Source organism: Microbacterium jejuense (assembly GCF_039544225.1).
Taxonomy (GTDB): Bacteria; Actinomycetota; Actinomycetes; order Actinomycetales; family Microbacteriaceae; genus Microbacterium; species Microbacterium jejuense.
Map to the genome: position 1 here is coordinate 229,332 of NZ_BAABLG010000005.1, position 25,017 is coordinate 254,348.

The following is a 25,017-nucleotide window of genomic DNA, read 5'->3' on the forward strand; positions in this document are numbered from 1 at the left end:
GCGGGCCGGATGCCTCACCCGCGGCTGCGGCGAGCGATCCCGGCGCGCCGCAGCGCGCGGCCGATCGCGAGGCCCACGGCCGTCCAGGCGACGGGGCCGACGACGAAGAGCGCGACGTAGACGACCTGGCCCCACACCGGGAACTTCGTCACGTCCGCGGCGAACCAGATCGCGGCGGCGATGATCGCGCCGACGATGACCGCCGACAGGAAGAACCGCCACGCGTCCCACTTGCGATACCGCGACGTGGCGGCGATGAGCTCCTGCAGGCCGCCGATGAGGATGGCTGTGCCGATGTACCGGCCGATCCACAGCGGCACCACGGCGCTCGCGACGAGCGCGGCGACGAGGTGCGTGATGAGGGCCACCCACGGGCGGCGCAGCAGTTCCTGGGCGACGACGCCCGGCAGCACGTGGACGCCCAGCACGAGTCCGTAGACGATCGGGGCGACGACCGTCACCGGCCCGCTGACGGCTCCGGCGATCGCCTGAAGAGCACCCGTCGCCACGCCGATCGCGGCGCAGGTGAGCAGAACGCTCGTAGAAAGTCGGGTTCGGGGGGCCACCTGCCCAGCGTACTGGCCGGAGGGCTTGCGATTCTCACGGGCTTCTCATTTACTGAGATTCCGCTGGGAGTTACGTTTGAGCGAGCTGCGCCCCAACGATGTGGCGCAGCGACTTCCTGCACGAAAAATTGGAGGGCCACAAATGGGTCGAACCTCCCTGAGAGCAGCCGCGGTCGTCACACTCGCCGCCCTGTTCACGGGCACAGCATCAGCCAGTTTCGGCGCGGTACCCGAGGAGGTGAACACCCCGGTTCTCACCGACGCCACGGACGGCCACTACATCGTCCTGCTCAAGGAGTCGTCCCTCGCCACCTACGAAGGCGGCACGAACGGCATCCAGCGCACCAAGCCCGACGCGGGCAAGCAGCTCGACGCGCAGTCGTCGAACTCCAAGGCCTACCTCGCGCACCTCAAGAAGCAGCAGGACAAGGTCGCCGCCGACACCGGTGTCACCGTGGACGCCAGCTACGCAGTCGTCACCAACGGCTTCTCGGCCGAGCTGACCGCCGCGCAGGCGACCAAGCTCGCGGGCGACAAGGCCGTGCTCGGGGTCTTCCCCGATGAGATCTACCACCCGACAGCGACCCCCTCGACGGAGTTCCTGGGCCTCGGCTCGGTCGACACCGGCACCGGCGGCGTGTGGGATGCCGTGGGCGGCGTCGCCAACGCGGGCAAGGGCATCGTCGTCGGTGTGGTCGACACCGGCATCGCCCCCGAGAGCCCGTCGTTCGCGGGCGACCAGCTCAAGAAGAAGGGCGGCGCCGGAGTCCCGTACACCGAGAACGGCGACACGATCGTCTTCGACAAGGCCGACGGCAGCCAGTTCCGCAGCAAGATCACGATCGCGCAGAGCTGGGACAAGCGCTCGTACAACACCAAGCTGATCGGCGGACAGTACTTCTCGTCGGGCGCCAAGGCCGCCGGGTTCGACTTCAGCTACGACTTCCTGTCGCCGCGCGACAAGGCCGGTCACGGCTCGCACACCGCCAGTACCGCCGCCGGCAACTTCGGCGTCAGCACGAAGGTCGAGGGCATCGACTTCGGCAAGATCTCGGGCGTCGCGCCGGCCGCGAAGGTCGCCGCCTACAAGGCCTGCTACGACGGTCCCGACGACCTCGTCACGACCGATGACATCTGCGCGGGCAGCGACCTGCTCGACGCCATCAACCAGGCCGTCGCGGACGGTGTCGACGTCATCAACTACTCGATCGGCGGCGGCGCGGCCACGTCCGTGTTCAGCTGGGACGACTACGCCTTCCTCGGCGCAGCCGCAGCGGGCGTCTTCGTGTCGGTGAGCGCCGGCAACGACGGCCCGGGCGCTTCGACGGCCGACCACGCGTCGCCCTGGTACACGACGGTCGCGGCATCCACCGTTCCGACGTGGGAGGGCACTGTCCAGTGGGACGGCCAGCAGGCCGCCGGCGCGTCGGTGTCGGTGCCGTTCGGCCAGTCGATCACCGGTCCGGTCGTCTACGCGGGCGACATCCCGGCTGCGGGTGTCGCGGCGGCGGATGCGGCGCTGTGCCAGCTCGGCACGCTCGACGCCGCCAAGGCCGCGGGCAAGATCGTCATCTGCGACCGCGGCGTGAACGCACGCGTCGAGAAGTCGCAGGCGGTCGCCGAGGCGGGCGGCACGGGCATGGTGCTCGTGAACGTCACGCCGGGCTCGCTCGACAACGACTTCCACTCGGTGCCGACGGTCCACCTGCAGAACACCCACCGGGCCGCGCTGCTGGACTACGTGCACACCGCAACGAACCCGACGGTGACCCTGGTCGGTGCGAACGTGACCGGTGTCGAGACCCCGACGCCGCAGATCGCGGGCTTCTCGAGCCGCGGACCGATCCTCGCCGACGGCAGTGACGTCATCAAGCCCGACGTCTCGGCCCCCGGTGTCGCGATCCTCGCCGCCACCGACAACGGCCCGAAGGAGAAGCCGACGTTCGGCATCATGTCGGGCACGTCGATGTCGTCGCCGCACGTCGCCGGTCTCGGTGCGCTGTATCTCGGCGTCCACCCGAAGGCGGCTCCGTCCGAGATCAAGTCCGCGCTCATGACCACCGCGTACGACCTGGTCGACGACGCGGGCAACCCGGTCACGGACCCGTTCACGCAGGGCGCCGGCCACGTCGACCCGACGCGGTACTTCAACGCCGGCCTGCTGTACCAGAACGGTCTGCGCGACTGGGCCGGGTACATCAACGGCGCGCTGGGCGAGCAGGTGTTCAACATCGCCCCGATCGACCCGAGCGACCTGAACATCGCGTCCATCGGCATCGGCGCCCTCGCCGGCACCCAGACGATCACCCGCACGGTGACGGCCACCGAGGCCGGCACCTACACGGCGTCGATCGACGTGCCGGGTGTGGATGCCGTCGTCACGCCGTCGACGTTCACCATCGCCGCGGGCGCCACGCAGAAGTTCACCGTGACGTTCACGACGACCGACGCCGCGATCGGCCAGTGGACGACGGGCTCGCTGACGTGGAAGAGCGCCACCAACTCGGTGCGCTCGCCCATCGCGCTCAAGCCGGTCGCGGTCGACGCTCCTGCGTCGGTCTCGGGCACGGGCGCCGAGGGCAGCGTCGACGTCTCGGTCACGCCGGGCTTCACGGGCAACCTGGCGCTGAACACGCTGGGCCTCGCGAAGGCCGACGTGATCATCGAGGGCAACGAGACCACCGGCGCCGAGACCGACGGCACCACGGTCAAGTTCGTCCAGGTGCCCGCGGGCACCGACGTCGTGCGGTTCGCCATCAACTCCGATGACGACAGCGCGGGCACGGACCTCGACCTGACCGTCTACAAGGTCAAGACCGAGGGCGGTCAGCGCACCGCGGTCTGGCAGTCGGCGACGGCCTCGGCCGATGAGGCCGTGCAGCTGGTCGAGCCCGAGGCCGGTTGGTACGAAGTGCGAGCGGACGTGTACGCGTACACGCAGCCGTTCACGTGGAACACCACCGTCACCTCGGTCACCCCCGACGGCGTCGGCGACTTCACCGCGTCGCCCTCGTCGATCGCCACGACGCAGTCCGTCAAGGCGGACTACTCGCTGTCGTGGTCGGGGCTCGAGTCCGGCAGCTACCTCGGCGTCGTCCGCTACGGCGACTCCGACGTGCGCACCGTCGTCTCGGTCGACGTCCCGTAAGGCAGTTCCAGCACAGAAGAGGCGCCCGGGCTCCGGCCCGGGCGCCTCTTCGCCTGTCTGCGCAAGCCGCTCACCCGCGGCGCGGCGCGGGGCGGATCAGTGGATGCCGGGCGCCCCGCATCCGGTGCCTCACGAGCACCCGGCATCCGCCGTCACAGGCGCCGGCGGCGGCGCGTGAGGCGCACGGCGGGCAGCGGGGGTGCGGGGATGCGCTCGTCGCCGTGCCCGACGACGTGGCCGAAGCGTGCGGAGTCCGACTCCCAGGCCTCGCGGGCCTCGACGATCTCTTCGTGGGTGCGTCCGACGAAGTTCCACCACATGACGATGTCATCCTCGAACGGCTCGCCGCCCATGAGGAACAGCGTGGCACCTTCGGCACTGGTCAGCTCGACCGTGGAGCGGTGCAGCCCGAGGTACAGCAGGTGGGCGGTGTCGAGCGCGATCGCGGCCTCGCCGGCTCCGAGGTCGGGGACGGCGGCCTCGCCGTGCACGGCGACGAGCGCGTGCTCCCAGCCGGGGTTGAGCGGCACCCGCACGGTCGAGCCTGCGGGCACACGCAGCTCGGCGCCGACGATCGGCGTGTAGACGGTCGCCGGCGAGACCACGCCCGCGAGTTCGCCGAGCACGACGGTGGCCGAGCCGGCCTCGCCGTCGCCGGCATCGAGCGAGACCGAAGGCAGCACCGCGTGCTGCTCGAACGCGGGTGCGCCGTGGCGCCGCGACTCGGGCAGAGCGACCCACAGCTGCAGCGCGTCGAGAGGCGTGGCATCGTCTCCGACGGAGTACTCGGAGTGCGCGATGCCCGCGCCGCTGGTCATCAGGTTGAGGGCGCCGCGGCGCACCACGACGTCACTGCCGACGGTGTCGCGGTGACGCACCTCGCCGAGATACGGCCACGTCACGGTCTGCAGCCCGATGTGCGGGTGCGGCTCGACGCGCATGCGCGTCTGCTGCGGCCCGAACCGGTCGAGGAAGCACCAGGCGCCCACCAGCGGCAGATCCCGCTGCGGCAGCGACCGGTGCACCGACATCGCCCGCACCCCGCCGAGCGGGACCTCGCGGGCCTCGAGCAGCAGCGTGCGCGGGCCGTCGCACTCGACGGCGGTCTCGAGGTCGACGGTGTCGGAGGCTCCGAGGCGGGTCATGTGCGAACGCTATCGCGCGCTCAGGCCACGCGCGACGGCCAATGCACGTCCAGACCCGGCACCTCGTGCTGCTGCAGGTACTTCACGACGACCGGGCAGAGCGGCACGACGGTCTCGCCGCGCCGGGCTTCGTCGGCCATCGCCTCGGCCACGACGATCTGCGCGAGGCCGCGACCGCGGAACGCGGGGTCGACCTCGGTGTGCGGAAAGCGCTGGCGACCGCGGGCATCCGGGGTGAACTCGGTGAAGCCGGCGAGCACGTCGCCCACCCACACCTCGTAGCGGCCGGCGTCGTCGTTGCGGCGGACGGTGGTCTGGTCATCGGTGGCAGTCATGGCATCCCTTCGACGTCTGCTCCAACGTACGGGCGGGCGGGTCGATTCCGCGACCCGGCGCACCCCTGGCGTGACGGCATCCACGGGTCTATCGTCGGCAGCGTCTGCGGCTGGGATCCGCGGACCGGTTCTTGGGGCGGATCGTGTCGTTCTGTTCACGGATTCGAGGGGGAATCATGAAACGACGTGTCCTCGCCGCGCTCGCGGCACTGACGCTCGGAATGGGGATGCTGGCAGCCGGCGCAGCGAGCCCGGCGACCGCGGCGTCATCACCGCCCGTCGCGAAGTACGTCGCCCTGGGCGACTCGATCGGGGCGGGGCAGGGCGGCGGCATGCCGCTGGACGCCTGCGCGCGGACCGACGGCGGCTATGCCGCGCAGCTCGACCAGGCGCCGAAGTTCAACCTGCTGCGCAACGCCGCATGCACCGGCGCGACGATCGCCGACGTGCAGGCACAGCTGTCGCAGCTCAACCGCGGCACGACGGTCGTGACGCTCACCGTCGGCGCGAACGACCTCGGTCTCGATCAGGTCTACGCGGCGTGCGCCGCGGTCCCCGCCGGGGGCGACCTCGGCGCGTGTCTGGGCGCGGTGCAAGGAACCGTCGATGCGGCGCCGGATCTCGTCGAACCGCTCGCGATGCTGATCGCCGGGATGGCACAGCGCGCACCCAACGCCGCCCTGGTCGTCACCGGCTACCCGCGCCTGCTGCAGCCCGTGGACGTCGGGTCGTGCGCGCAGGTCGCGCCGGTGGAGCAGTGCCTGGCGCTGGGGAGCCTCGCCTTCGCGGTGACCGGCGCGACGGACGCGCTCGACGGCGCCATCGCGGCGGCTGCGGCGCTCGCCGCCGCACACGGTGCGCACGCGGTCTTCGCCGATGTGGTGCCGGCGTTCCTCGGGCACGGCGTGCAGCTCGTGCCCGGCCTGCCGAGCGACCCGTGGTTCGGCACCGACCCGGTGAACGACCCGGCCGGCTTCCTGCACCCGAACCACGCCGGGTACGCGGCCTACACGCAGGTCATCCTGGCCAAGCTCGGTCGCTGAGCCGGGGAAGAGTGGATGCCGGGCGCCCGGCATCCACTCTTCCCCGTCATGTTGCGCAGCCCCCTCTTCTGCCCGATCCGAAAATCGGAGGATCGCAGGTTCTCCGGCGGATCCGCGGCCGTGGCTCCGGAAACGGCGCGAAAGTCCGATATCCGGAGTGCCACAGGAGGGGCGCCGGCCCGGCGGAGGAAGGGATGCCGCGACCTGGCAGACTCGAGCGGTGAGCCTTCTCGACACCATCGCGGCTGCGGCCGAGGCCTCGGGCGCGCCCGGCGGGACGCCCGACGCCGACGTGCTGTACGACGCGTTCGTCGAGTGGGCGGGCGAGCAGGGCTTCGCGCTGTACCCCGCGCAGGACGAGGCGGTCATCGAGATCGTGTCGGGGTCGCACGTGATCCTGTCGACTCCGACCGGTACCGGCAAGTCCCTCGTCGCGGTCGCCGCCCACGCCGCCGCGGTCGCCGCCGGCGGACGCACCTATTACACGGCGCCGATCAAAGCGCTCGTGAGTGAGAAGTTCTTCGCCCTCGTCGAGATCTTCGGCGCGGCGAACGTGGGCATGGTCACGGGCGACTCGTCGGTCAACCCCGATGCGCCGATCGTGTGCTGCACCGCCGAGATCCTCGCGAACCTGGCGCTGCGCCAGGGCGCCGACGCGGCCGTCGACCAGGTCGTGATGGACGAGTTCCACTACTACGGCGACCCCGACCGCGGGTGGGCATGGCAGGTCCCGCTGCTGCTCCTGCCACGAGCGCAGTTCGTGCTGATGTCGGCGACGCTCGGCGACATCACGACGATCGCCGAAGACCTCGAGCGCCGCACCGGACGCACGGTCTCGCGCGTCACCGGCGTCGAGCGACCGGTGCCGCTGCACTTCTCGTATGCCCGCACGCCGGTGCACGAGACCGTGGAGGAGCTGCTGCAGACCGGCGAGGCACCGGTGTACATCGTGCACTTCTCGCAGGCCGCCGCGATGGAGCGGGCGCAAGCGCTGTCGAGCATCAAGGTCGTCAGCCGTGAGCAGCGCGACGCGATCGCCGAGGCCATCGGCGGCTTCCGGTTCACCACGGCGTTCGGCCGCACGCTCTCGCGGTACGTGCGCGCGGGCATCGGCGTGCACCACGCCGGCATGCTGCCGCGCTACCGCCGGCTCGTCGAGACGCTCGCGCAGCGCGGCCTGCTGCGGGTCATCTGCGGCACCGACACCCTCGGCGTCGGCATCAACGTGCCGATCCGCACGGTGCTCATCACAGCGCTGTCGAAGTTCGACGGCACGAAGATGCGCCAGCTCACGGCCCGCGAGTTCCACCAGATCTCGGGCCGCGCGGGTCGTGCCGGCTACGACACCTCCGGCACCGTCGTCGTGATGGCGCCGGAGTGGGAGATCGAGAACGAGGCCGCCCTGCGCAAGGCCGGCGACGACCCCGCCAAGCGCAAGAAGATCGTGCGCAAGAAGGCGCCCACGGGCGTCGTCAACTGGGGGCTCGGCTCGTTCGAGCGCCTCGTCGAGGCCGAGCCCGAGCCCCTCGCGCCGCAGCTGCAGCTCACCGCGGCGATGCTCATCAACGTCATCGGGCGCGGCGGCGACGTGTTCTCGAACGTGCGCAGCCTGGTGTTCGACAACCACGAGCCCCGCGCCCGCCGCTACGATCTCGCGCGCCGTGCGATCGCCATCTTCCGCACGCTGGTCGCCGCCGAGGTGGTCGAGATCGACCGCGAGGATGCCGGGCGCCCGGCATCCATTCGCCTGACCGTCGATCTGCAGCCGAACTTCGCCCTCAACCAGCCGCTGTCGCCGTTCGCGCTCGCCGCGATCGAGCTGCTCGATCCCGAGGACGCCGCCGGCGCGGTGGGCACCGGCCACTACGCGCTCGACGTCGTGAGCGTCATCGAGTCGACGCTCGACGACCCGCGGCCGATCCTGTCGCAGCAGGAGTTCAAGGCGCGCGGCGAGGCGGTCGCGGCCATGAAGGCCGACGGCATCGAGTACGACGAGCGGATGGCGCTGCTCGAGCAGGTGACGTACCCGAAGCCGCTGGACGAGCTGCTCAGTCAGGCGTACGAAGTGTTCGCGTCGAGCCAGCCGTGGATCCGCGACTTCGAGCTGTCGCCCAAATCGGTCGTGCGCGACATGTTCGAGCGGGCGTTGTCGTTCTCGGAACTCGTCTCGCTCTACCAGCTCGCCCGCAGCGAGGGCCTCGTGCTGCGCTACCTCTCGGACGCGTACCGCGCCATCCGCCAGACGGTGCCCGCCGAGGCGCAGACCTCCGACGTCGTCGACCTGGTCGAGTGGCTCGGCGAGGTCGTCCGGCAGGTCGACTCCAGCCTCGTCGACGAGTGGGAGGCGCTGGTCAACCCCGTCGACGACCCGTCGGCGCCGGTCGTCCCGCCCGCGCCGCCCTCGGTGCTGACGAACCGCCGCGCGTTCGGCGTGCTGGTGCGCAACGAGCTGTTCCGCCGGGTGCAGCTCGCGGCGCTGCAGCGCGATGACGAACTCGTCGAGCTCGACCCCGACGTGGATTGGCCGGCCGCGCTCGACGCCTACTTCGACGACCATGACGAGATCCTCACCGGCGGCGCGGCGCGCTCGCCGCGCCTGGTGACGGTGGACGAATCGGATGCCGCCGCCACAGGCCTGTGGCGGGTCGAGCAGACCATCGACGACCCGGCCGGCGACCACGACTGGCGCATCCGCGGCGTCATCGATCTCGAAGCGTCCGAAGAGGCCGGCACCGCCGTGCTGCGCGTGACCGCGGTCGTGCGGCTGTAGCGAGGAGGACTGCGATGACCGTCATGGACACCTTCGACCTGACCGGCAAGGTCGCGCTCGTCACCGGCGGCAGCCGAGGCATCGGGCGGGCGATCGCCCAGGCGCTCGGCGAGGCGGGAGCGGCCGTCGCCGTCACCGCGCGGACCGAGGATGCCGCCGAGCAGGCCGCCGTCGAGCTCCGGGGCGCCGGCATCCGTTCGTTCGGCATCGCCCTCGAAGTCTCTGACGCCGCCGACGTCGAACGCGCGGTCATCGCGGTGAGCGAGCAGTTCGGCGAGATCGACGTGCTCGTGAACAACGCCGGCATCAGCATCGGCGGCGCGGCGCTCGAGGTCGACGACCAGGTGTGGCGCGACGTGATGGCCACCAACCTCGACGGCGTCTGGTTCTGCTCGCGGGCCGTCGCCCGGCGGATGTCGACGCGCGGCGGCGGCACGATCGTGAACATCGGGTCGATGTCGGCCGAGATCGTCAACCAGCCGCGGTGGCAGATCTCGTACCTGACCTCGAAGGCCGCCGTTCACCAGCTGACGAAGGGGCTCGCGGCGGAATGGGCACCGCTCGGCATCCGGGTCAACGCGATCGCGCCGGGCTACATCCACACCGACATGTCGCCGGTGTACGAGCCGCAGTACAAGCCGTGGTGCGTGGACCCCGCGCCGATGAAGCGCGCCGGCGAGCCGCACGAACTCGGCCCGGCCGTCGTGTTCCTCGCGAGCGCGGCCTCCTCGTTCATGACCGGCTCGATCGTGACGATCGACGGCGGCTTCACCCTGCACTGAACTCGGCGAGGGGATGCCGCCGCCGGCCGCCGCACTCAGGCCAGGCGCATGCCGCCGTCGGTCGACAGCACCTGGCCGACCACCCAGGCTCCGGCATCCGTCGACAGCCAGGCGATGAGCCGGGCCGGATCGGCGGGCTCGCCGTAGCGGCCGAACGGCGTCGCCCGCATCCAGGACTCGACCTCTTCGAGCGGACGATCGGTGGTGTCGGGGTCGAGGTACCCGGTGTTCACCGGACCCGGATCGACAGTGTTGAGGATGATCCCGAGATCGAGCAGCTCGGCCGCGACAGTCGGCGTCGCGCCCGCGAGCGCGGCCTTGCTCGCGACGTACGAGACGAGCCCGCGCATCGGTCCGTGGATCTGCCCCGAGGTCATCCAGAACACGCGGCCGGTCGGCTCGGCGAACGGTCCGGTGCGGCCGATGCGCTCGCCGGGCTGCCGTCCCGGAGCCGTCGTGTCGGCGTGCAGCGCCGCGAACTCGCGCGTCAGCAGCAGCGTCGACCGGGCGTTGGTCTGCCAATGCGCATCGAGCCGTTCCGCGGTCATGTCGAGGATCGACCCGTCCTCGCCCGACAGCGCGTGGTTGCACACCAGGATGTCGAGGCGTCCGGTCAGCGCGCGCGCCGCGTCGATGACGCGGGGAATGGATGCCGCGTCCCGCAGGTCGGCGGCCAGGTCGCCGAGCTGCGCGCCCGGCGTCAGCTCGGCGCGCAGCCCGTCGCGGACGGCGTCGAGGTCGTCGGTGCCCCACGGCTGGTCGGCGTCGTGGGGCGCGTAGTGGTGGATGAAGACGTCGGCGCCGAGCCGGGCGAACTCGGACGCGACGGCGAAGCCGATGCCCCGCCGACGCGAGACGCCGGTGACGAGGGCGGTCTTGCCGCGCAGCGGCAGGGAGGTGCGGGGGTACATGCTGATGCCTTTCACGGACGCCGGGAGGCGGCATCCGGTTCTTCGTTTCGGTGAGGACGAAGTCACGGGCATTGCATGAGCACGACCATAGCGGATGATGGCGGTATGCCGACCTACGTGGCCTTCCTGCGCGCGATCAACCTCGGAGCGAACCGCAAGTTCGCGAAGGACGACATCCGGCGGGCTGTCGAATCGCTCGGGTTCGCCGACGTCGAGACGCACATCAACACCGGCAACGTGCGGTTCACGACGCCGCTGCGCTCGCGGGCGAAGATCGAGGCGCAGCTGGAGACCGCCTTCGCCGAGGACCGCGGGTTCGACGTGCCGACGATCGTGTTCACGGCGGCCGAGGTGGCGGCGATCGCGGCGGAGGCGGCGGAACTCGGCGACGAGCATCCGGAGCTGGCCCGGCACTACATCTACCTCTTGAAGGACGAGCTGCCGGCGGCGACCGCGGCCGAGGTCGGGGGACTCGCGAACGCGGCCGGCGGCATGGTCGTGCGCGGGCGCGTCGCGCACGCGCTGCTCGGCCCGGCATACCAGGCGGGCCAGGTCGACCCGCTGAACGCCGCCAAGCTGCTGGGCGTCGCGACCAGCCGCAACCGCACGGTGATCGCCGCGATCGCCGAGAAGTGGTGCTGACCGGCTCCTCCCCAGAGGCGGCGCCGCGCCGGCCCGCGGCGGGTTCCGCACCGGCGTGCCGGCGTCGGGGCGGGCGTCGGATGCCGCGGCTACCCTGGGACGGGTGACCATTCCGCAGGGCGACCCGTACGCCGATCTCGCGTGGGAGCCCGACGCCGCCGGTCCCCCCGTGGACGACTCATGGGCGCCGCCCGAGGACGGCTGGGCGCCGCCCGACCGCGCCGGGTGGTCCGACGCGGGGGCTGCCGCCGGCTTCGACCCGTTCGCCGGCGCCGGTCCGCGCCGCGACTTCACCGGGTTCGATCCGCGCACGGTGCTGCGCGAGGTGTACGGCTACGACGCCTTCCGCGGTGAGCAGGGCGCGATCGTCGATCACGTGATCGCCGGTGGGGATGCCGTCGTGCTGATGCCGACCGGCGGCGGCAAGAGCGTCTGCTACCAGGTGCCGGCGCTGGCGCGTCCGGGCACCGGGCTCGTCGTGAGCCCGCTGATCGCCCTCATGCACGACCAGGTCGACGCGCTCGTCGCCAACGGCGTGCGCGCGGCGTACCTCAACTCGACGCAATCGCCACCGGAGCGTGCCGCCGTCGAGCGGGCCTACCTCGCCGGCGAGCTCGACCTGCTGTACGTCGCGCCCGAGCGGCTCAACACCGAGACGACGCTGCGGTTCCTCGCACGCGGACGACTCAGCGTCATCGCGATCGACGAGGCGCACTGCGTGTCGCAGTGGGGCCACGACTTCCGGCCCGACTATCTCGCGCTCGGCGCGCTGGCCGAGCGGTTCCCCGGGGTGCCGCGCCTCGCGCTCACCGCCACCGCCACGCCGGCGACGCACCGCGAGATGACCGAACGACTGCACCTGCCGAACGCGCGCCACTTCGTCTCGAGCTTCGACCGGCCCAACATCCAGTACCGCATCGAGGCGAAGTCCGACCCGCGCCGTCAGCTCGTCGCCTTCATCCGCTCCCAGGGCTCGGGGGCGGCGGGCATCGTCTACGCGCTCAGCCGCAAGTCGGTCGAGCAGACCGCCGAGTTCCTCTCGGCGCAGGGCGTGGACGCGCTGCCGTACCACGCGGGCCTTCCGGCCGAGACGCGCGCGGCGAACCAGTCGCGGTTCCTCCGTGAGGACGGCGTGGTCATGGTCGCGACGATCGCGTTCGGCATGGGCATCGACAAGCCCGACGTGCGCTTCGTCGCGCACATCGATCTGCCGAAGTCCGTCGAGGGGTACTACCAAGAGACCGGGCGTGCCGGCCGCGACGGCGAGCCCTCGGTCGCCTGGATGGCGTACGGCCTCGGCGACGTCGTGCAGCAGCGCCGGCTCATCGACCAGTCGCCCGGTGACCGCTCCTTCAAGACGCGCCTGGGTCAGCATCTCGACGCGATGCTCGCGCTGTGCGAGACGGTCGGATGCCGCCGCCAGAACCTGCTGGCGTACTTCGGCGAGGCGTCCGAGCCGTGCGGCAACTGCGACACGTGCCTCGAGGCACCCGAGACGTGGGACGGCCTCGTCCCCGCCCAGAAGCTGCTGTCGACGATCGTGCGCCTGCAGCGCGAGCGCGGCCAGGCGTTCGGCGCCGGCCACCTGATCGACATCCTGAGGGGCGCCTCGACGGACCGCATCCGCCAGCAGGGTCACGACCAGCTGTCGACGTACGGGCTGGGCGCCGACCTCAGCGAGCAGGACTGGCGCAGCGTCATCCGGCAGCTCCTGGCCCGTGGCATCCTCGTCGCACGCGGTGAGTACGGCACGCTCGCGCTCGGCGACCCCGCGGCCGGCGTGCTGCGCGGCGAGACGCCCGTGCCTCTGCGCCGCGATGTCATGGGCCGGTCCGGCGGCGTCGCCCGCGTGCGCAAGTCGACCGCGCCCGAGAACCTCGACCCGGCGAACGTCGGCGTGTTCGAGGCGCTGCGCGCGTGGCGCGCGGGCGTCGCGAAAGAGCTCGGCGTGCCCGCCTACATCGTGTTCGGCGATGCGACCCTGCGGGCTCTCGCCGAGCGTCGCCCCGAGAGCCTCGCCGACCTCGACGGCGTCTCGGGCATCGGGGCCAAGAAGCGCGAGGCCTACGGCGACGCCGTGCTGGAGGTCATCGCCGCGGCGTGACGCCCGGTATCGGGCCGAGAGGGCCCCCTGGTCGTCGAGCGAGCGGAGCGAGTCGGAACGCGGTGAGCCGCCCGTCGGACTCGGTCACCTCCGCGACGTACGCGTGAGGCTGGGTTCTCGAGAGCGACCAGGGGGTGCGGACTCAGCGAGCAGACGGCGGCAGCACGTCGTCGAGGTGCGCCGTCAGCTGCGCGGCGACGTCGACGGACGAGCGGTCGTAGAGCCACTGGTACTGCAGCCCGTCCCACAGCGCGGTGAGCCACACGGCCTCGAACTCCGGGTCGCGGTGCGAGGGCAGATCGCCGTCCTGCTGGGCGGCACGCAGCAGCGCCGCGAAATGGTCGATCACGCCGCGCAGGCGCTGCTCGAAGTACGCGTGCGCGGGGTGGTCGGCGGGCACCGCCTCGCACGACAGCACCGCGTAGACCTCGATGAGGCCGGGGGCGGTCACGGCGTTCTCGGCGGCGCCGCGGGGGAGCATCCGCAGCTCGTCGGCGGCCCTGGCGGCGCGCACGTACGAGCCGCGGGTCTCGATCAGGCGGTCGCGCTCGCTGAGCACCGCGCTCAGCAGCTCCTCCTTCGAGCCGTAGTGGTGCAGCAGCGTCGACTTCGACACGCCGACGTGCTCGGCGATGTCACGCAGGCTCGTGTCGCCGTAGCCCTCCTGCGCGAACAGCGCGGTGGCGCCCGCGAGGATCTCGGCGCGCCGCTCGCGCCCGACGCGGTACCCGGCCTGCGGCGGCTCCGGCTCGCCCGAGAACGACGGCATCGGCGGGACGGGCATCGTGTGCCCGCCGGGCGTCGCGTCGTCGGGATCGCGCCAGCCGACGGGCAGGGCGAGGCCCTCCTCGTATGTCTCGAGCTGGGTCACGACGTCGACCCGTTCGGGCAGGTACTGCGCGAGCAGCTGGAGGCCGTCCCACGCGGCGGCGATGCGCACGGCCTCGCCGGCCGGGTCGCGGTCAGGCGCCACGGTGTCTTGCGCGATCGCCTCGTCGATGGCATCGGTCGACAGCTCCCGCAGCCGTGCGTAGCGGTCGCGCACGATGTCGTGGGCGGGATGACGCGGACTGGATGCCTCGCCCGTGAGCGCGGCGAACAAGGCGAGGTAGCCGGGCACCTCTGCGTTGCGCTGCGCGATCACGCTGTAGCCGAGAGCGCCGGGGTCCTCGGCAGCCAGCTGCTCGAGCAGGGCGAACTCGTTGTCGCGCTCGAAGGAGTCGACCACGGCGGCCAGCAGTGCGTCCTTGGTGGCGAAGTGGCGCAGCAGCCCGGGGTGGCTGATGCCGGCGGCGGCCGCGACGTCGCGCAGCGACGAGGCGCGGTAACCGCGGGCGACGAAGACGTCGTGTGCGGCCACGACGATGGCCGCGCGCGTGCGCTCGGCCTGTGCGCTGCGGGTGATCGCGGGCGCAGAGATCGTCGTCACGGCACCAGTCTAGTGAGCGCGATTACCAATCGGTCGAATTTGAGTTACCAAACGGTCAGGTTTCATGTATTCTCGTGAATCGACGCTGTCGGAGTCGACGTGCGTCGCACCCGAGAAAGGACTCCGATGACAGAGCTGTCTTCCGCCGCGACGGCCGCAGCCGCCGGCACGACCGGCTTCAAGGCGCCGGGCACGACGCCCGCCAAGACCCCGCGCGGCTACACGCCCGGACTCGCCGCGGTGAACTTCGGCGTCTATCTCGCCCTGCTCACGCCGGTCATGGTGTCGATGGCGTTCAAGATCCAGCACATCTCGCCCACGACCGAAGCGGCCACCGGCAACCTCGGTCTGGTGCTCGGCGTCGGCGCGCTGTTCGCGCTCATCGCCAACCCGCTGGCCGGACGCCTCTCGGACCGCACGACGTCGCGCTTCGGCATGCGCCGCCCGTGGATCCTGGGCGGCGCGCTGGTCGGCCTCGGCGGCTTCCTCATCATCGGTGTCGCGACATCGGTGTGGGTCGTCCTGATCGCATGGTGCATCGTGCAGACCGCGATGAACGCCGTGCTCGCCGCCGCCAACGCGACGCTGCCCGACCAGGTCCCGGCGGCCAGCCGCGGCAAGGTCTCGGGCATCGTCGGCATCACCACGCCGCTGGGCATCCTGGGCGGCACGTTCCTCACGAACTTCCTCTCCGAGGACTTCGCCCGCTTCGTCGTCCCGTCGGCGATCGCGACAGTCCTCGCGGTGCTGTTCGTCCTGGTCCTCAAGGACCGCGTCCGCACCGACAAGCCCGCCGACCGCTTCACCGTCGGTCAGTTGTTCGGCTCGTTCGTCTTCAACCCCGCCAAGCACCCCGACTTCGGCTGGACGTGGCTGACGAAGTTCTTCGTGATGTTCGGCTACGCTGGCATCGCGACGTTCCTGCCGTTCTACCTGACCGAGAAGTTCCAGCTCGACGAACAGACCGCCATCACGACGATCCTGCTCGCGAACCTCGCGTCCATGGCCGCCATGATGATCTCGTCGCCGCTCGGCGGGTTCCTCTCCGACAAGGTCGGCAAGCGCCGCCCGTTCGTCGCCATCGCCGGCGGCATCATGGTGATCGGCCTCGTGCTGCTGGCCTTCGCCCCCGACGTGGCGACGCTGATCGTCGCGCAGGCCATCATCGGCCTCGGCGCCGGCTCGTTCTTCTCGGTCGACCTGGCCCTGGCGACCGAGGTGCTGCCGAACCCCGAAGACACCGCCAAGGACCTCGGCGTGCTCAACATCGCCAACGCGCTGCCGCAGTCGATCGCCCCGGCGATCGCCCCGGGCATCATCGCGCTGGGCGCCGCCACGCCGCTCGGCGGCTACACCGTGTACTACCTCTTCGGCGCACTCGTCGCCCTCGCCGGCGCCGTGCTCGTCTACCGCATCAAGGGAGTGAAGTGATGACCGACACCACGATCGAATCGACGGATGCCGCACCCGGCGCTGCGGAGCGCCCCTGGCTCGACGCAAGCCTGCCGGTCGATGAGCGCGTCGAGCTGCTGCTCGGCGAGATGACGCTCGAAGAGAAGGCCGGACTCTTCTTCCAGACCATGATCACCATGGGCCCGGACGGCGAGCTCGCCGACGCCGACCCGATGTTCGGCCTGCCCTCGAACCGCGAGTACGTGCTCGAGCGCCGCATGAACCACTTCAACCTGCTCGGCGTCGCGCCCACCGCGGGTGCCATCGCGCGCTGGCACAACGCGCTCCAGGAGCTGGCGGCATCCACTCGTCTCGGCATCCCCGTGACGATCTCGACCGACCCGCGGCACTCGTTCACCGACAACCCGGGGGCGGCCATGCTCTCGGGCCCGTTCTCGCAGTGGCCCGACACGCTGGGCCTCGCGGCGACGCGTGACGCCGAGCTCGTCGAGCGCTTCGGCGACATCGCGCGCCAGGAGTACACGGCCGTCGGCATCCGCGTGGCGCTGCACCCGCAGGTGGACCTCGCGACCGAGCCGCGCTGGTCGCGCCAGCTGCAGACGTTCGGCGAGGACGCGGAGGTGTCGGGCGAGCTCGGCGCCGCCTACATCCGCGGCTTCCAGAACGGCGACTCCTTCGGCCCCGGCGCGGTCTCGACGATGGTCAAGCACTTCCCCGGCGGCGGTCCGCAGCAGGACGGCGAGGACCCGCACTTCGAGTACGGCCGTGAGCAGGTCTACCCCGGCGGTGAGTTCGAGCTGCACCTGAAGCCGTTCGAGGACGCCTTCGCCGCCGGCGTCCGCCAGGTCATGCCGTACTACGGCATGCCGGTCGGCACCGAGTACGAGGAGGTCGGCTTCGGCTTCAACAAGTCGGTGCTGACGGGCCTGCTGCGCGAGCGCTACGGTTTCGACGGCGTCGTCTGCACCGACTGGGGCCTCGTGACCGACGCCGAGATCATGGGCCAGCCGTTCCCGGCCCGTGCGTGGGGCGTCGAACACCTCACCCGCGAAGAGCGCATGGTCAAGATCATCGAAGCGGGCGCCGACCAGTTCGGCGGCGAGGCGTGCCCCGAGCTGCTCGTCGAACTCGTGGCGGACGGCCGCATCGCCGAGGACCGGCTGGACGCCTCGGCCCGGCGCCTGCTGCGCGAGAAGTTCGCGCTCGGCCTGTTCGAGGACCCGTTCGTCGACGCCGACGCCGCCGACCGCATCGTGGGCTCGGCCGCGTTCCGTGCTGCGGGCGACGCCGCGCAGCGTGCCGCGCTGACGATCCTCGCCAACCGCGACCAGGCGCTGCCGTTCGCGGCCGGCCTGAAGCTGTACGTCGAGGGCATCGCGCCCGAGACGGCGGCCGCGTACGGCACTGTCGTCGAGACGCTGGCCGAGGCCGACGTCGCCGTCCTGCGCCTGCAGGCGCCGTACGAGCAGCGCGGCGCGGGATTCGAGTCGTTCTTCCACGCGGGCTCGCTCGACTTCGCCCCCGAGACCGTCGCGCACGTCGCCGAGGTCGCCGCCGCCGTGCCGACGGTGGTCGACGTGTTCCTCGACCGTCCCGCGATCCTCGGCCCGATCGTCGAGGCCGCGCACGCGGTCGTCGGCAACTGGGGTGCGAGCTCGGCCGCTCTGCTGGACGTGCTGACCGGCGCGGCCGAGGCCAAGGGCCGCCTGCCGTTCGACATCCCCCGCTCGATGGCGGCCGTCGAGGCCTCGCGCCCTGACGTGCCGTTCGACACCGAGGACCCGCTGTTCCGCTTCGGACACGGCCTCTCGCTGTAGCACTCGCCCCCCGGCCCAGGAAGTGGATGCCGCACCGCGACCCGCGGTGCGGCATCCACTTCTTCCGGCGCTGTGCACGCAGGGCGGGCGGGCTGTGCGTCGCGCACAACCCGCGGACCACCCGTCTCGCATCGGAGTTGTACGAAACCACCAGTGGCTTTGAGGCTCGCTTGTGGGAGTCCTACGGTTGACGTGACCTTCCCCCTCCGAGAGGTGATGACATGGCTGACGCCGCCGTCCGCTCCAAGAAGCCCGCCGTCCACAAGCACACCCCCGCCGGTGGCGCTCCGACCGCTCCCCACAGCGCCGCCGAGGCCGCAGAGCCCCGCATCGACGTGAACGCGGTCACCGATCTGCTGCTCGGCACCTGGGCACACACCCGCCGTGAGGCCCGCGAGATGATCAAGGATCCCGCGTTCTGGCGCATCGACGGGCAGCCCATGCCCGAGCACCGCGAGCGCGTGCTGAGCCAGCTGCACCTGCTCGTCGAGCACGGCGGCTCGCGGCGCGCGTTCCCGAAGGAGTACGGCGGCCTCGAAGACAACGGCGCCAACCTCGCCGGGTTCATGGAGCTCGTGCTGGCCGACCCCAGCCTGCAGATCAAGTCCGGCGTGCAGTGGGGCCTGTTCGGCTCGGCCATCCACCAGCTCGGCACGAAGAAGCACCACGACCAGTGGCTGCCGGGCGTCATCGACCTCACGATCCCCGGCGCGTTCGCGATGACCGAGATCGGGCACGGCTCGGACGTCGCCGCCATCGGCACGACCGCGACCTACGACCCCGACACCGAGGAGTTCGTCATCCACACGCCGTTCCGTGCGGCGACGAAGGACTACCTCGGCAACGCGGCAATGCACGGCAAGGCGGCGACGGTGTTCGCGCAGCTCATCACGGGCGGCGTCAACTACGGCGTGCACTGCTTCTATGTGCCGATCCGCGACGACGAGGGTGGCATGCTCGACGGCGTCGTGAGTGAGGACGACGGCGTCAAGGGTGGCCTGAACGGGATCGACAACGGCCGTCTCGCGTTCGACCACGTGCGCGTGCCGCGCTTCAACCTGCTCGACCGCTACGGCCAGGTCGCCGCTGACGGCTCGTACACGTCCGATATCACGAGCCCCGGCCGCCGCTTCTTCACGATGCTCGGCGCGCTCGTGCAGGGCCGCGTGTCGCTCGACGGCGCCGCGACCACGGGCACCGCGCTCGCGCTGTACATCGCGCTCACCTACGCGAACCAGCGCCGCCAGTTCGACTCGGGCGCCGGCACCGAAGAGGTCGTGCTGCTCGACTACGGCAAGCACCAGCGGCGTCTGCTGCCCCTGCTCGCCCAGAACTACGCGCAGTTCTTCGCCAACGACGAGCTGCTCAAGAAGTTCGACAGCGTGTTCTCGGGCCGCACCGACACCCCCGAGGAGCGGGAGGACCTCGAGACGCTCGCCGCCTCGCTCAAGCCGCTCAGCACGTGGAACGCCCTGTCGACCATCCAGGAGGCGCGCGAGGCGTGCGGAGGGTCGGGCTTCATCGCCGAGAACCGCTTCGTCGGCCTTCACCAGGACCTCGACGTCTACGCCACCTTCGAGGGCGACAACAACATCCTGCTGCAGCTGGTCGGCAAGCGGCTGCTCGCCGACTATGCCAAGCAGTTCAAGGGCAAGGATGCCGCGGCCCTCGCCCGCTTCGCGGTCGGTCAGACGGCCGGCAAGCTCTTCCACGGGGCAGGGCTCCGCCAGCTCGGTCAGGCTGTCGCCGACTTCGGCTCGACCGCGCGCTCGGTGGAGTTCGGCCTGCGTGAGGACCAGCAGCACGAGCTGCTCGCCGGCCGCGTCCAGCAGATGGTGGCCGACGTCGCCGGCGCCCTGCGTCCGGCCTCGAAGCTGTCGCCCGCCGAGGCGGCTGCGCTGTTCAACAGCCACCAGGCCGAGCTCATCGAGGCCGCGCGAGCGCACGGCGAGCTGCTGCAGTGGGAGGCCTTCACCGATGGCATCCACCGCATCTCTGACGAGGGCACGGCCCAGGTGCTGACGTGGCTGCGAGACCTGTTCGGTCTGCACCTGATCGAGAAGCACCTGGCGTGGTACCTGATCAATGGGCGCCTGTCGACGCAGCGCGCGGCCTCGGTCTCGCGCTACATCGACCGCCTGGCGGCGCGGCTGCGGCCGCACGCGCAGGACCTCGTCGACGCCTACGGCTTCGAGCCCGAGCACGTGCGCGCGCCCATCGCGTCGGGCGCCGAGCGCAAGCGCCAGGACGAGGCCCGCGAGTACTACCGCGCGCTGGCCGCCTCGGGCGAGGCGCCCGTCTCGGAGAAGTCCCTCAAGAAGAAGTGAGCCGACGAGCCGGGGACACCCCAAAAGTCACGAAAAGGTAACGATGGCTTGAGAGGTGTCCCAGATCGGCTCGGGGCGGACATATCCCTTATGAAGGCAGCCTTCACCCGACTGCGCATACGGGCTTCGTGCGTCGGGAGCGTCTTCCAGGGGACCGCGAATCGGGAACGCGGTCCCCTTTCCTCTGCCCGGGAACGGCAGGGATCGGGATGCCGCGGGCGGCGGCATCCCCTCGTCTCAGGTCAGTTCTCGGACCAGCCGCACATGCCGCACTCGCCGGTCGCCGAGACCTCGACGAAGCAGTTCGGGCACATCGTGCGGACGCGCTCCGGGATGACCGGCTTGGGGGCGCGGCGCTCCGCGGCGGGCCGCGACGCCTTCGTGCGGGCCGCGGGAGCCGCGGTGGCGACCTGCGGCTTCGGGGCTGCCGCGGGCACGTGGAACGCGCAGTAGAAGCGGACGTAGCCGTCGTGGTTCTTGGGGTGGCGGTGCTTGTAGGCCCACAGCTCGGTGCGGGGGAGCAGCTCGGAGTCCGGGCCGCACGCGAAGCACCGCGTCGGTTCGCCCGGGACCACGTCGGCCACCAGCACGGGGTCCTCGAACGGGACGGCATCCCGCCAGTCCGCCGACGCGACGATCTTCATGGTCCTGCCTCCAGCCCGCGGGCGTGAACCGCCCGACATTCCAAGGTAAGCGACGCGCGCGGCATCCGGGAATCGGGCCGGTGACACTCGGCTTAACACCCGGGCGTCCGAGGTCGACCCTAGGCTGGCGCGGTGAGCACCGATGTCCGCACCGGAGCCGACGGCCGCGCGCGCTGCGCGTGGGTCGGCGACGACACCGAGTACGCGCGCTACCACGACGAGGAGTGGGGCGTGCCGCTGCACGGCGACCGCGCCCTGTTCGAGAAGCTGAGCCTCGAGGGGTTCCAGGCGGGGCTGTCATGGATCACGATCCTGCGCAAGCGGCCGCGGTTCCGCGAGGTGTTCGCCGGCTTCGAGCCTGACGAGGTCGCGGCGTTCGGGCCTGACGACGTCGAGCGCCTGATGGGCGATGCCGGCATCATCCGCAACCGCGCCAAGATCGAGGCGACGATCTCGAACGCGCGCCTGGTGCAGCAGCTCGAGCCCGGTGAGCTCGACGCGCTGATGTGGTCTTTCGCACCGGCATCCCATCGCCGCCCTTCGGCGTTCGCCGAGGTGCCGGCCACGACGCCCGCATCGGACGCCATGAGCAAGGCGCTGCGCAAGCGCGGGTTCCGGTTCGTCGGCCCGACCACGATGTACGCGCTGATGCAGTCGGCGGGCATGGTCGACGATCACGTGGATGGATGCTGGCGCACGATGTGACCACCATGATACACCAGGAGGTGTATCATGGTGTCTATGGCGCGTACGAACATCGACCTTGATGAGGCGCTCGTTGCCGAAGTGATGAAGCGGTACCGACTCGAATCCAAGCGCGGCGCCGTGGATTTCGCCCTGCGCAGTCTCATCACTGAGCCGATGTCGCGTGACGAGATCCTCGCCATGCGGGGGAGCGGAATCGAGTTCGAGAACGACGAGGTCGAGCGCGGGTGGTCCGCGGCGTGATCGTCGACACGTCGGTGTGGATCGAGTATCTGCGCACCGGCCCCTCGCCGGCAGGGGATCACCTTGCCGCGATGATCGAACGCGGCGATCGGATCGTCGTGCCCGAGACGGTGCTCCTGGAGCTCCTCAGCGGCCCGACCGACGAACTCGTCGCAGCCCGCCGGCGCCGCATGCTCGAGTCCTTTGAGATCGCACCAGCCGAACCCCTCATGGACGCCCTGCGCGCCGCAGCGCTCCAGCGCGAGTGTCGCCGTGCGGGCGAGACGGTGCGCAGCCTCGGAGACTGCCTGATCGCGGCTGTCGCCTTGCGGATGGAACTCGCCGTGTTGCACAGGGACCGCGATTTCGAGGTCTTGAGCGCCCACTGCGGTGTGCAGACGGAGTCTCTTCTCTGACGGCATCCTTCGCTCTCGTCGTTGACCGGTGATGCGTGATGCGTGATGATCGATGAATGCGCACCACGCTCACGATCGACGACGACGTGCTCGCGGCGGCCAAGCAGTTCGCCGACGCCCGCGGGCTGACCCTCGGCGAGGCGATCTCGCAGCTGGCCCGCGCCACGCTGACCGAGCGCCGCCGGCACGGCGGCACCCGCAACGGCATCGTCCTCCTGCCCGCGCAGCCCGAGGCCGGCAGGGCCACGCTCGACGACGTCACCGCCCTGCAGGACGACGCGCCGTGACCCGGCACCTGCTCGACGTCAACGCGGTCATCGCGCTCATCGATCCGCTGCACGTGCATCACGATCGTGCGCACCGGTGGTTCGCATCGCGCGGCGCCGACGAATGGCACACGTGCCCGCTGGTGCAGAACGGCGTGGTGCGGGTCGTGAGCCACCCGTCGTATCCCAACAGCCAGCCGGCGCCGGTGGTGCTGGCGAGCCTGGCGAGCCTCGCCGCGCGCGACGACCACGTCTTCCTGCCCGACACCGTGAGCCTGCTCGACAGCTCGGTGCACACCGAGCGGCTGCTCGCGAGCTCGCAGGTGACGGACACCTACCTGCTGCACCTCGCCGCGTCCAACGATGCGCTGCTGGCGACCTTCGACACGCGCATCGTCACGTCGGCGGTGCCGTCGGGCGCGACAGTGGTGTTCGCGATCCCGTAGCGCGCCTGCGCGACGCGTCGGATGATCCGGGGCCCGGACCCGGTCCTAGGATGCCGTCGTGGCGGTGCTTCCCGACGACGCAGGGGCGGACGCGCCCGTGGCGCGCGGCGGCGAACCCGTACCGCGCGACACCGACGCACCCGCATCCCTCCCCGCGGAGCGCATGGCGCGCGCGGCGGCGCGGGATGCCGTGCTGCTCCCGATCGACTGGAGCGTGCTGCCGCCGGGGGCGGTCCGTGATGCCGTGGACGCGCCGAGCGGGCGGCTCGCCCGCGTCACGCTCGGGCCGGCGGAGGGTCCGCGCGTCGTGCTGGTGCCGGGCATGACGGGGTCGAAAGAGGACTTCACGCTCATGATGCCGCTGTTCGCGGCGGCGGGGTTCCGCGTCGAGTCGTTCGACCTGGCGGGGCAGTACGAGTCCGCGGCAGCCGGCCCCGAGAACCTCGACCCGCCGCAGCGGCGGTACACGCAGCAGCTCTTCGTCGACGATCTGCTCGCCGTGCTCGATGCCGGCACCCGGCCGTCGCATGTGCTCGGCTACTCGTTCGCGGGCACGGTCGCCGAGGTGGTGGCATCCCGTCGTCCCGACCTGTTCGCGAGCCTGACGCTGCTGTCGGCGCCCCCGCTGCCGGGCCGTGCGCTGCGCGGCTTCAAGGTGCTCGGGCCCTTCAGCTATATCGTCCCCGGCCGTGCGCTGGGGCGGCCGTTCATCGCGGCGCTGCGGCACAACGTTCACCGTGCACCGCGCGAGCGCGCCGTGTTCGTGACGGCGCGCTTCGAGCTCACCCGGGCGTCGAGCGTGGGCGACATCATGGGCCTCATGCAGCGCACGCCGGAGCTGTCGAGTGAACTGCGGGCCGCCGGCATCCCGATCCTCGTCGCGACCGGGACGGGCGACGTGTGGCGCACTTCGGCGCACCGCGCGTTCGCCGAACGCCTTGGCGCGCGGCTGCTCGTGCTGCCGACCGGTCACAGCCCGTGCGAGACGGCGCCCCACCAGCTCACCGAGGCGATGCTCGAGCTCATGCGGGGTTGACGGGCCGCGAAGACTCCTCGGCGGTGGCGCGTCGTGCGCGTCTGCGCAGCGGTCCGGGGCGATGTGGATGCCGCAGCCCGAGCTCGCGCTGCCGCCGGCGCCGATCGCGCCGGCCCCGGGCGCACCCGATCACGCGGTGCGGCCAGCTGAGCTCGCGCAGGTTCACCCCCACGATGTGGAACGCCCACGACGCCCGCCGGCCGAATCCCGCCCAGCTCTCGAAGGGCCGGGCAGACACCTGCACGCGCAGGCGGGGGTCGAAGTCGATCCCCGCGTCGAACCCGAGCACCAGGCTGATGTCGAGGTCGTCGTGCGCGTGCGGGTCGTCGATGTGCACGCGGGAACGGATGCCGCGCCAGGCGTCGCTGCGCATCGCGAGGTTCGACCCGAACAGCGGGATGTGCCCGATGACCGCGCGGAATACGAACAGATACCCGCCGAGGTACACGTAGTGCCCGACGAAGTGCCAGAACCGGCTCCCGCCGTAGAACGTGCCGGTGCCGGTCAGCGCGGTCAGAGTCGGGTCGGCGCTGAAGCGCCGGTCGATGCGTGCGGCCCAGTCCGCGGCAGGGCGCGAGTCGGCGTCCAGCCGGCCCACGACGTCTCCCGTCGCGGCGTCGAAGCCGGCGGCGGTCGCGCGCAGCACTCCTCGCACCGGCTCGAGCACGACCCGCGCTCCGGCGGCGCGCGCGACCTCGGCGGTGTCGTCGTCCGAACCGTTGTCGACGACGATGATCTCGTCGGGCGCGCGGGTCTGCGCAGCCAGTGCGGCGAGGCAGTGGCGCAGCATCTCGGCGTCGTTCAGCGACGGGATCACGACGCTGAGAGTGGCCATCGGTCGTCAGCCTAC

General features: G+C 71.2%; 22 protein-coding genes. 15 read left to right on the plus strand and 7 right to left on the minus strand.

Annotated features, from left to right (window positions below):
• Positions 1-14 precede the first annotated feature (14 nt).
• Positions 15-566 carry an ECF transporter S component gene (locus ABEA46_RS10750; RefSeq protein ID WP_345544541.1) on the minus strand — a complete coding sequence of 184 codons (552 nt, stop codon included), beginning with the start codon at positions 564-566 and terminating at the stop codon, positions 15-17.
• 142 nt (positions 567-708) lie between these two features.
• Between ABEA46_RS10750 and ABEA46_RS10755 the strand changes: the two genes are divergently transcribed.
• A complete protein-coding gene (locus ABEA46_RS10755; protein WP_345544542.1) occupies positions 709-3,714 on the plus strand; it encodes a S8 family serine peptidase in 3,006 nt (1,001 codons plus the stop codon).
• A 152-nt stretch (positions 3,715-3,866) separates the two neighbouring features.
• Here the strand turns inward: ABEA46_RS10755 and ABEA46_RS10760 are convergent, their stop codons facing one another.
• Together ABEA46_RS10760 and ABEA46_RS10765 are read right to left on the minus strand one after the other, a co-directional pair.
• The gene (locus ABEA46_RS10760) at positions 3,867-4,859 is read right to left on the minus strand and encodes a pirin family protein (protein WP_345544543.1); all 993 of its coding nucleotides are present in this window, start codon (positions 4,857-4,859) and stop codon (positions 3,867-3,869) included.
• Positions 4,860-4,879: 20 nt separating this feature from the next.
• On the minus strand, positions 4,880-5,194 hold the full coding sequence (locus tag ABEA46_RS10765; protein WP_345544544.1) for a GNAT family N-acetyltransferase: 315 nt from the start codon (positions 5,192-5,194) through the stop codon (positions 4,880-4,882).
• Between the two features lie 176 nt (positions 5,195-5,370).
• Between ABEA46_RS10765 and ABEA46_RS10770 the strand changes: the two genes are divergently transcribed.
• The 3 genes from ABEA46_RS10770 to ABEA46_RS10780 all read left to right on the plus strand — a co-directional run bounded on the left by ABEA46_RS10770 (position 5,371) and on the right by ABEA46_RS10780 (position 9,789).
• Positions 5,371-6,237: an SGNH/GDSL hydrolase family protein gene (locus tag ABEA46_RS10770; RefSeq protein WP_345544545.1), complete on the plus strand. Its 867-nt coding sequence runs from the start codon at positions 5,371-5,373 to the stop codon at positions 6,235-6,237.
• Between the two features lie 220 nt (positions 6,238-6,457).
• A complete protein-coding gene (locus ABEA46_RS10775) occupies positions 6,458-9,007 on the plus strand; it encodes a DEAD/DEAH box helicase (RefSeq protein WP_345544546.1) in 2,550 nt (849 codons plus the stop codon).
• 14 nt (positions 9,008-9,021) lie between these two features.
• Positions 9,022-9,789, plus strand: coding sequence for an SDR family NAD(P)-dependent oxidoreductase (locus tag ABEA46_RS10780; protein ID WP_345544547.1), 768 nt, complete (start codon positions 9,022-9,024; stop codon positions 9,787-9,789).
• 35 nt (positions 9,790-9,824) lie between these two features.
• Here ABEA46_RS10780 and ABEA46_RS10785 read toward each other — a convergent pair whose 3' ends face one another.
• Positions 9,825-10,700 (minus strand): SDR family oxidoreductase, encoded by an 876-nt coding sequence (locus ABEA46_RS10785; RefSeq protein WP_345544548.1) that lies wholly within the window; start codon positions 10,698-10,700, stop codon positions 9,825-9,827.
• Between the two features lie 105 nt (positions 10,701-10,805).
• On the opposite strand from ABEA46_RS10785, the gene ABEA46_RS10790 reads away from it, so the two are divergent.
• Together ABEA46_RS10790 and recQ are read left to right on the plus strand one after the other, a co-directional pair.
• On the plus strand, positions 10,806-11,342 hold the full coding sequence (locus ABEA46_RS10790; protein WP_345544549.1) for a DUF1697 domain-containing protein: 537 nt from the start codon (positions 10,806-10,808) through the stop codon (positions 11,340-11,342).
• Positions 11,343-11,436: 94 nt separating this feature from the next.
• Complete coding sequence (gene recQ / locus ABEA46_RS10795; protein WP_425563186.1) at positions 11,437-13,446, plus strand: DNA helicase RecQ; 2,010 nt, start codon at positions 11,437-11,439, stop codon at positions 13,444-13,446.
• A 142-nt stretch (positions 13,447-13,588) separates the two neighbouring features.
• On the opposite strand, the gene ABEA46_RS10800 is transcribed toward recQ, so the two are convergent.
• A complete protein-coding gene (locus ABEA46_RS10800) occupies positions 13,589-14,875 on the minus strand; it encodes a TetR/AcrR family transcriptional regulator (RefSeq protein ID WP_345544551.1) in 1,287 nt (428 codons plus the stop codon).
• A 126-nt stretch (positions 14,876-15,001) separates the two neighbouring features.
• Here ABEA46_RS10800 and ABEA46_RS10805 point away from each other — a divergent pair, with 126 nt between their 5' ends.
• The 3 genes from ABEA46_RS10805 to ABEA46_RS10815 all read left to right on the plus strand — a co-directional run bounded on the left by ABEA46_RS10805 (position 15,002) and on the right by ABEA46_RS10815 (position 20,432).
• Complete coding sequence (locus ABEA46_RS10805; protein ID WP_345544552.1) at positions 15,002-16,306, plus strand: MFS transporter; 1,305 nt, start codon at positions 15,002-15,004, stop codon at positions 16,304-16,306.
• The gene (locus ABEA46_RS10810) at positions 16,306-18,105 is read left to right on the plus strand and encodes a glycoside hydrolase family 3 protein (protein WP_345544553.1); all 1,800 of its coding nucleotides are present in this window, start codon (positions 16,306-16,308) and stop codon (positions 18,103-18,105) included. The genes ABEA46_RS10805 and ABEA46_RS10810 overlap by 1 nt, the downstream gene beginning before the upstream one ends.
• Positions 18,106-18,326: 221 nt before the next feature.
• Positions 18,327-20,432 carry an acyl-CoA dehydrogenase family protein gene (locus ABEA46_RS10815; RefSeq protein ID WP_345544554.1) on the plus strand — a complete coding sequence of 702 codons (2,106 nt, stop codon included), beginning with the start codon at positions 18,327-18,329 and terminating at the stop codon, positions 20,430-20,432.
• A 242-nt stretch (positions 20,433-20,674) separates the two neighbouring features.
• Here the strand turns inward: ABEA46_RS10815 and ABEA46_RS10820 are convergent, their stop codons facing one another.
• A complete protein-coding gene (locus tag ABEA46_RS10820) occupies positions 20,675-21,076 on the minus strand; it encodes a glucose-6-phosphate dehydrogenase (RefSeq protein ID WP_345544555.1) in 402 nt (133 codons plus the stop codon).
• 132 nt (positions 21,077-21,208) lie between these two features.
• On the opposite strand from ABEA46_RS10820, the gene ABEA46_RS10825 reads away from it, so the two are divergent.
• From ABEA46_RS10825 to ABEA46_RS10850, 6 genes are read left to right on the plus strand one after another with little or no spacing between them, the layout of a single operon-like run.
• Positions 21,209-21,781 carry a DNA-3-methyladenine glycosylase I gene (locus ABEA46_RS10825; RefSeq protein WP_345544556.1) on the plus strand — a complete coding sequence of 191 codons (573 nt, stop codon included), beginning with the start codon at positions 21,209-21,211 and terminating at the stop codon, positions 21,779-21,781.
• Between the two features lie 36 nt (positions 21,782-21,817).
• Positions 21,818-22,024 (plus strand): type II toxin-antitoxin system VapB family antitoxin, encoded by a 207-nt coding sequence (locus tag ABEA46_RS10830; protein ID WP_345544557.1) that lies wholly within the window; start codon positions 21,818-21,820, stop codon positions 22,022-22,024.
• Entirely contained in the window at positions 22,021-22,419 is a 399-nt protein-coding gene (gene vapC, locus ABEA46_RS10835) for a type II toxin-antitoxin system VapC family toxin (protein WP_345544558.1), read from the plus strand. Before ABEA46_RS10830 ends, vapC begins: the two co-directional genes overlap by 4 nt.
• A gap of 56 nt (positions 22,420-22,475) precedes the next feature.
• A complete protein-coding gene (locus ABEA46_RS10840; protein ID WP_018170431.1) occupies positions 22,476-22,706 on the plus strand; it encodes a hypothetical protein in 231 nt (76 codons plus the stop codon).
• Positions 22,703-23,131, plus strand: coding sequence for a TA system VapC family ribonuclease toxin (locus tag ABEA46_RS10845; protein ID WP_345544559.1), 429 nt, complete (start codon positions 22,703-22,705; stop codon positions 23,129-23,131). The genes ABEA46_RS10840 and ABEA46_RS10845 overlap by 4 nt, the downstream gene beginning before the upstream one ends.
• A 58-nt stretch (positions 23,132-23,189) precedes the next feature.
• On the plus strand, positions 23,190-24,167 hold the full coding sequence (locus tag ABEA46_RS10850; protein ID WP_345544560.1) for an alpha/beta fold hydrolase: 978 nt from the start codon (positions 23,190-23,192) through the stop codon (positions 24,165-24,167).
• Here the strand turns inward: ABEA46_RS10850 and ABEA46_RS10855 are convergent.
• Positions 24,154-25,002 (minus strand): glycosyltransferase family 2 protein, encoded by an 849-nt coding sequence (locus ABEA46_RS10855; RefSeq protein WP_345544561.1) that lies wholly within the window; start codon positions 25,000-25,002, stop codon positions 24,154-24,156. The genes ABEA46_RS10850 and ABEA46_RS10855 overlap by 14 nt on opposite strands.
• Positions 25,003-25,017: the final 15 nt, after the last annotated feature.

Excerpts from the sequence above, each read along its gene's own strand:
- ABEA46_RS10815 (WP_345544554.1), top strand. The coding sequence starts at position 18,327 with ATGGCTGACGCCGCCGTCCGCTCCAAGAAGCCCGCCGTCCACAAGCAC.
- ABEA46_RS10810 (WP_345544553.1), top strand. The coding sequence starts at position 16,306 with ATGACCGACACCACGATCGAATCGACGGATGCCGCACCCGGCGCTGCG.
- ABEA46_RS10765 (WP_345544544.1), bottom strand. The coding sequence starts at position 5,194 with ATGACTGCCACCGATGACCAGACCACCGTCCGCCGCAACGACGACGCC.
- ABEA46_RS10830 (WP_345544557.1), top strand. The coding sequence starts at position 21,818 with ATGGCGCGTACGAACATCGACCTTGATGAGGCGCTCGTTGCCGAAGTG.
- ABEA46_RS10770 (WP_345544545.1), top strand. The coding sequence starts at position 5,371 with ATGAAACGACGTGTCCTCGCCGCGCTCGCGGCACTGACGCTCGGAATG.
- ABEA46_RS10780 (WP_345544547.1), top strand. The coding sequence starts at position 9,022 with ATGACCGTCATGGACACCTTCGACCTGACCGGCAAGGTCGCGCTCGTC.
- ABEA46_RS10840 (WP_018170431.1), top strand. The coding sequence starts at position 22,476 with ATGCGCACCACGCTCACGATCGACGACGACGTGCTCGCGGCGGCCAAG.
- ABEA46_RS10760 (WP_345544543.1), bottom strand. The coding sequence starts at position 4,859 with ATGACCCGCCTCGGAGCCTCCGACACCGTCGACCTCGAGACCGCCGTC.
- ABEA46_RS10805 (WP_345544552.1), top strand. The coding sequence starts at position 15,002 with ATGACAGAGCTGTCTTCCGCCGCGACGGCCGCAGCCGCCGGCACGACC.
- ABEA46_RS10820 (WP_345544555.1), bottom strand. The coding sequence starts at position 21,076 with ATGAAGATCGTCGCGTCGGCGGACTGGCGGGATGCCGTCCCGTTCGAG.
- ABEA46_RS10790 (WP_345544549.1), top strand. The coding sequence starts at position 10,806 with ATGCCGACCTACGTGGCCTTCCTGCGCGCGATCAACCTCGGAGCGAAC.
- ABEA46_RS10755 (WP_345544542.1), top strand. The coding sequence starts at position 709 with ATGGGTCGAACCTCCCTGAGAGCAGCCGCGGTCGTCACACTCGCCGCC.
- ABEA46_RS10785 (WP_345544548.1), bottom strand. The coding sequence starts at position 10,700 with ATGTACCCCCGCACCTCCCTGCCGCTGCGCGGCAAGACCGCCCTCGTC.
- ABEA46_RS10855 (WP_345544561.1), bottom strand. The coding sequence starts at position 25,002 with ATGGCCACTCTCAGCGTCGTGATCCCGTCGCTGAACGACGCCGAGATG.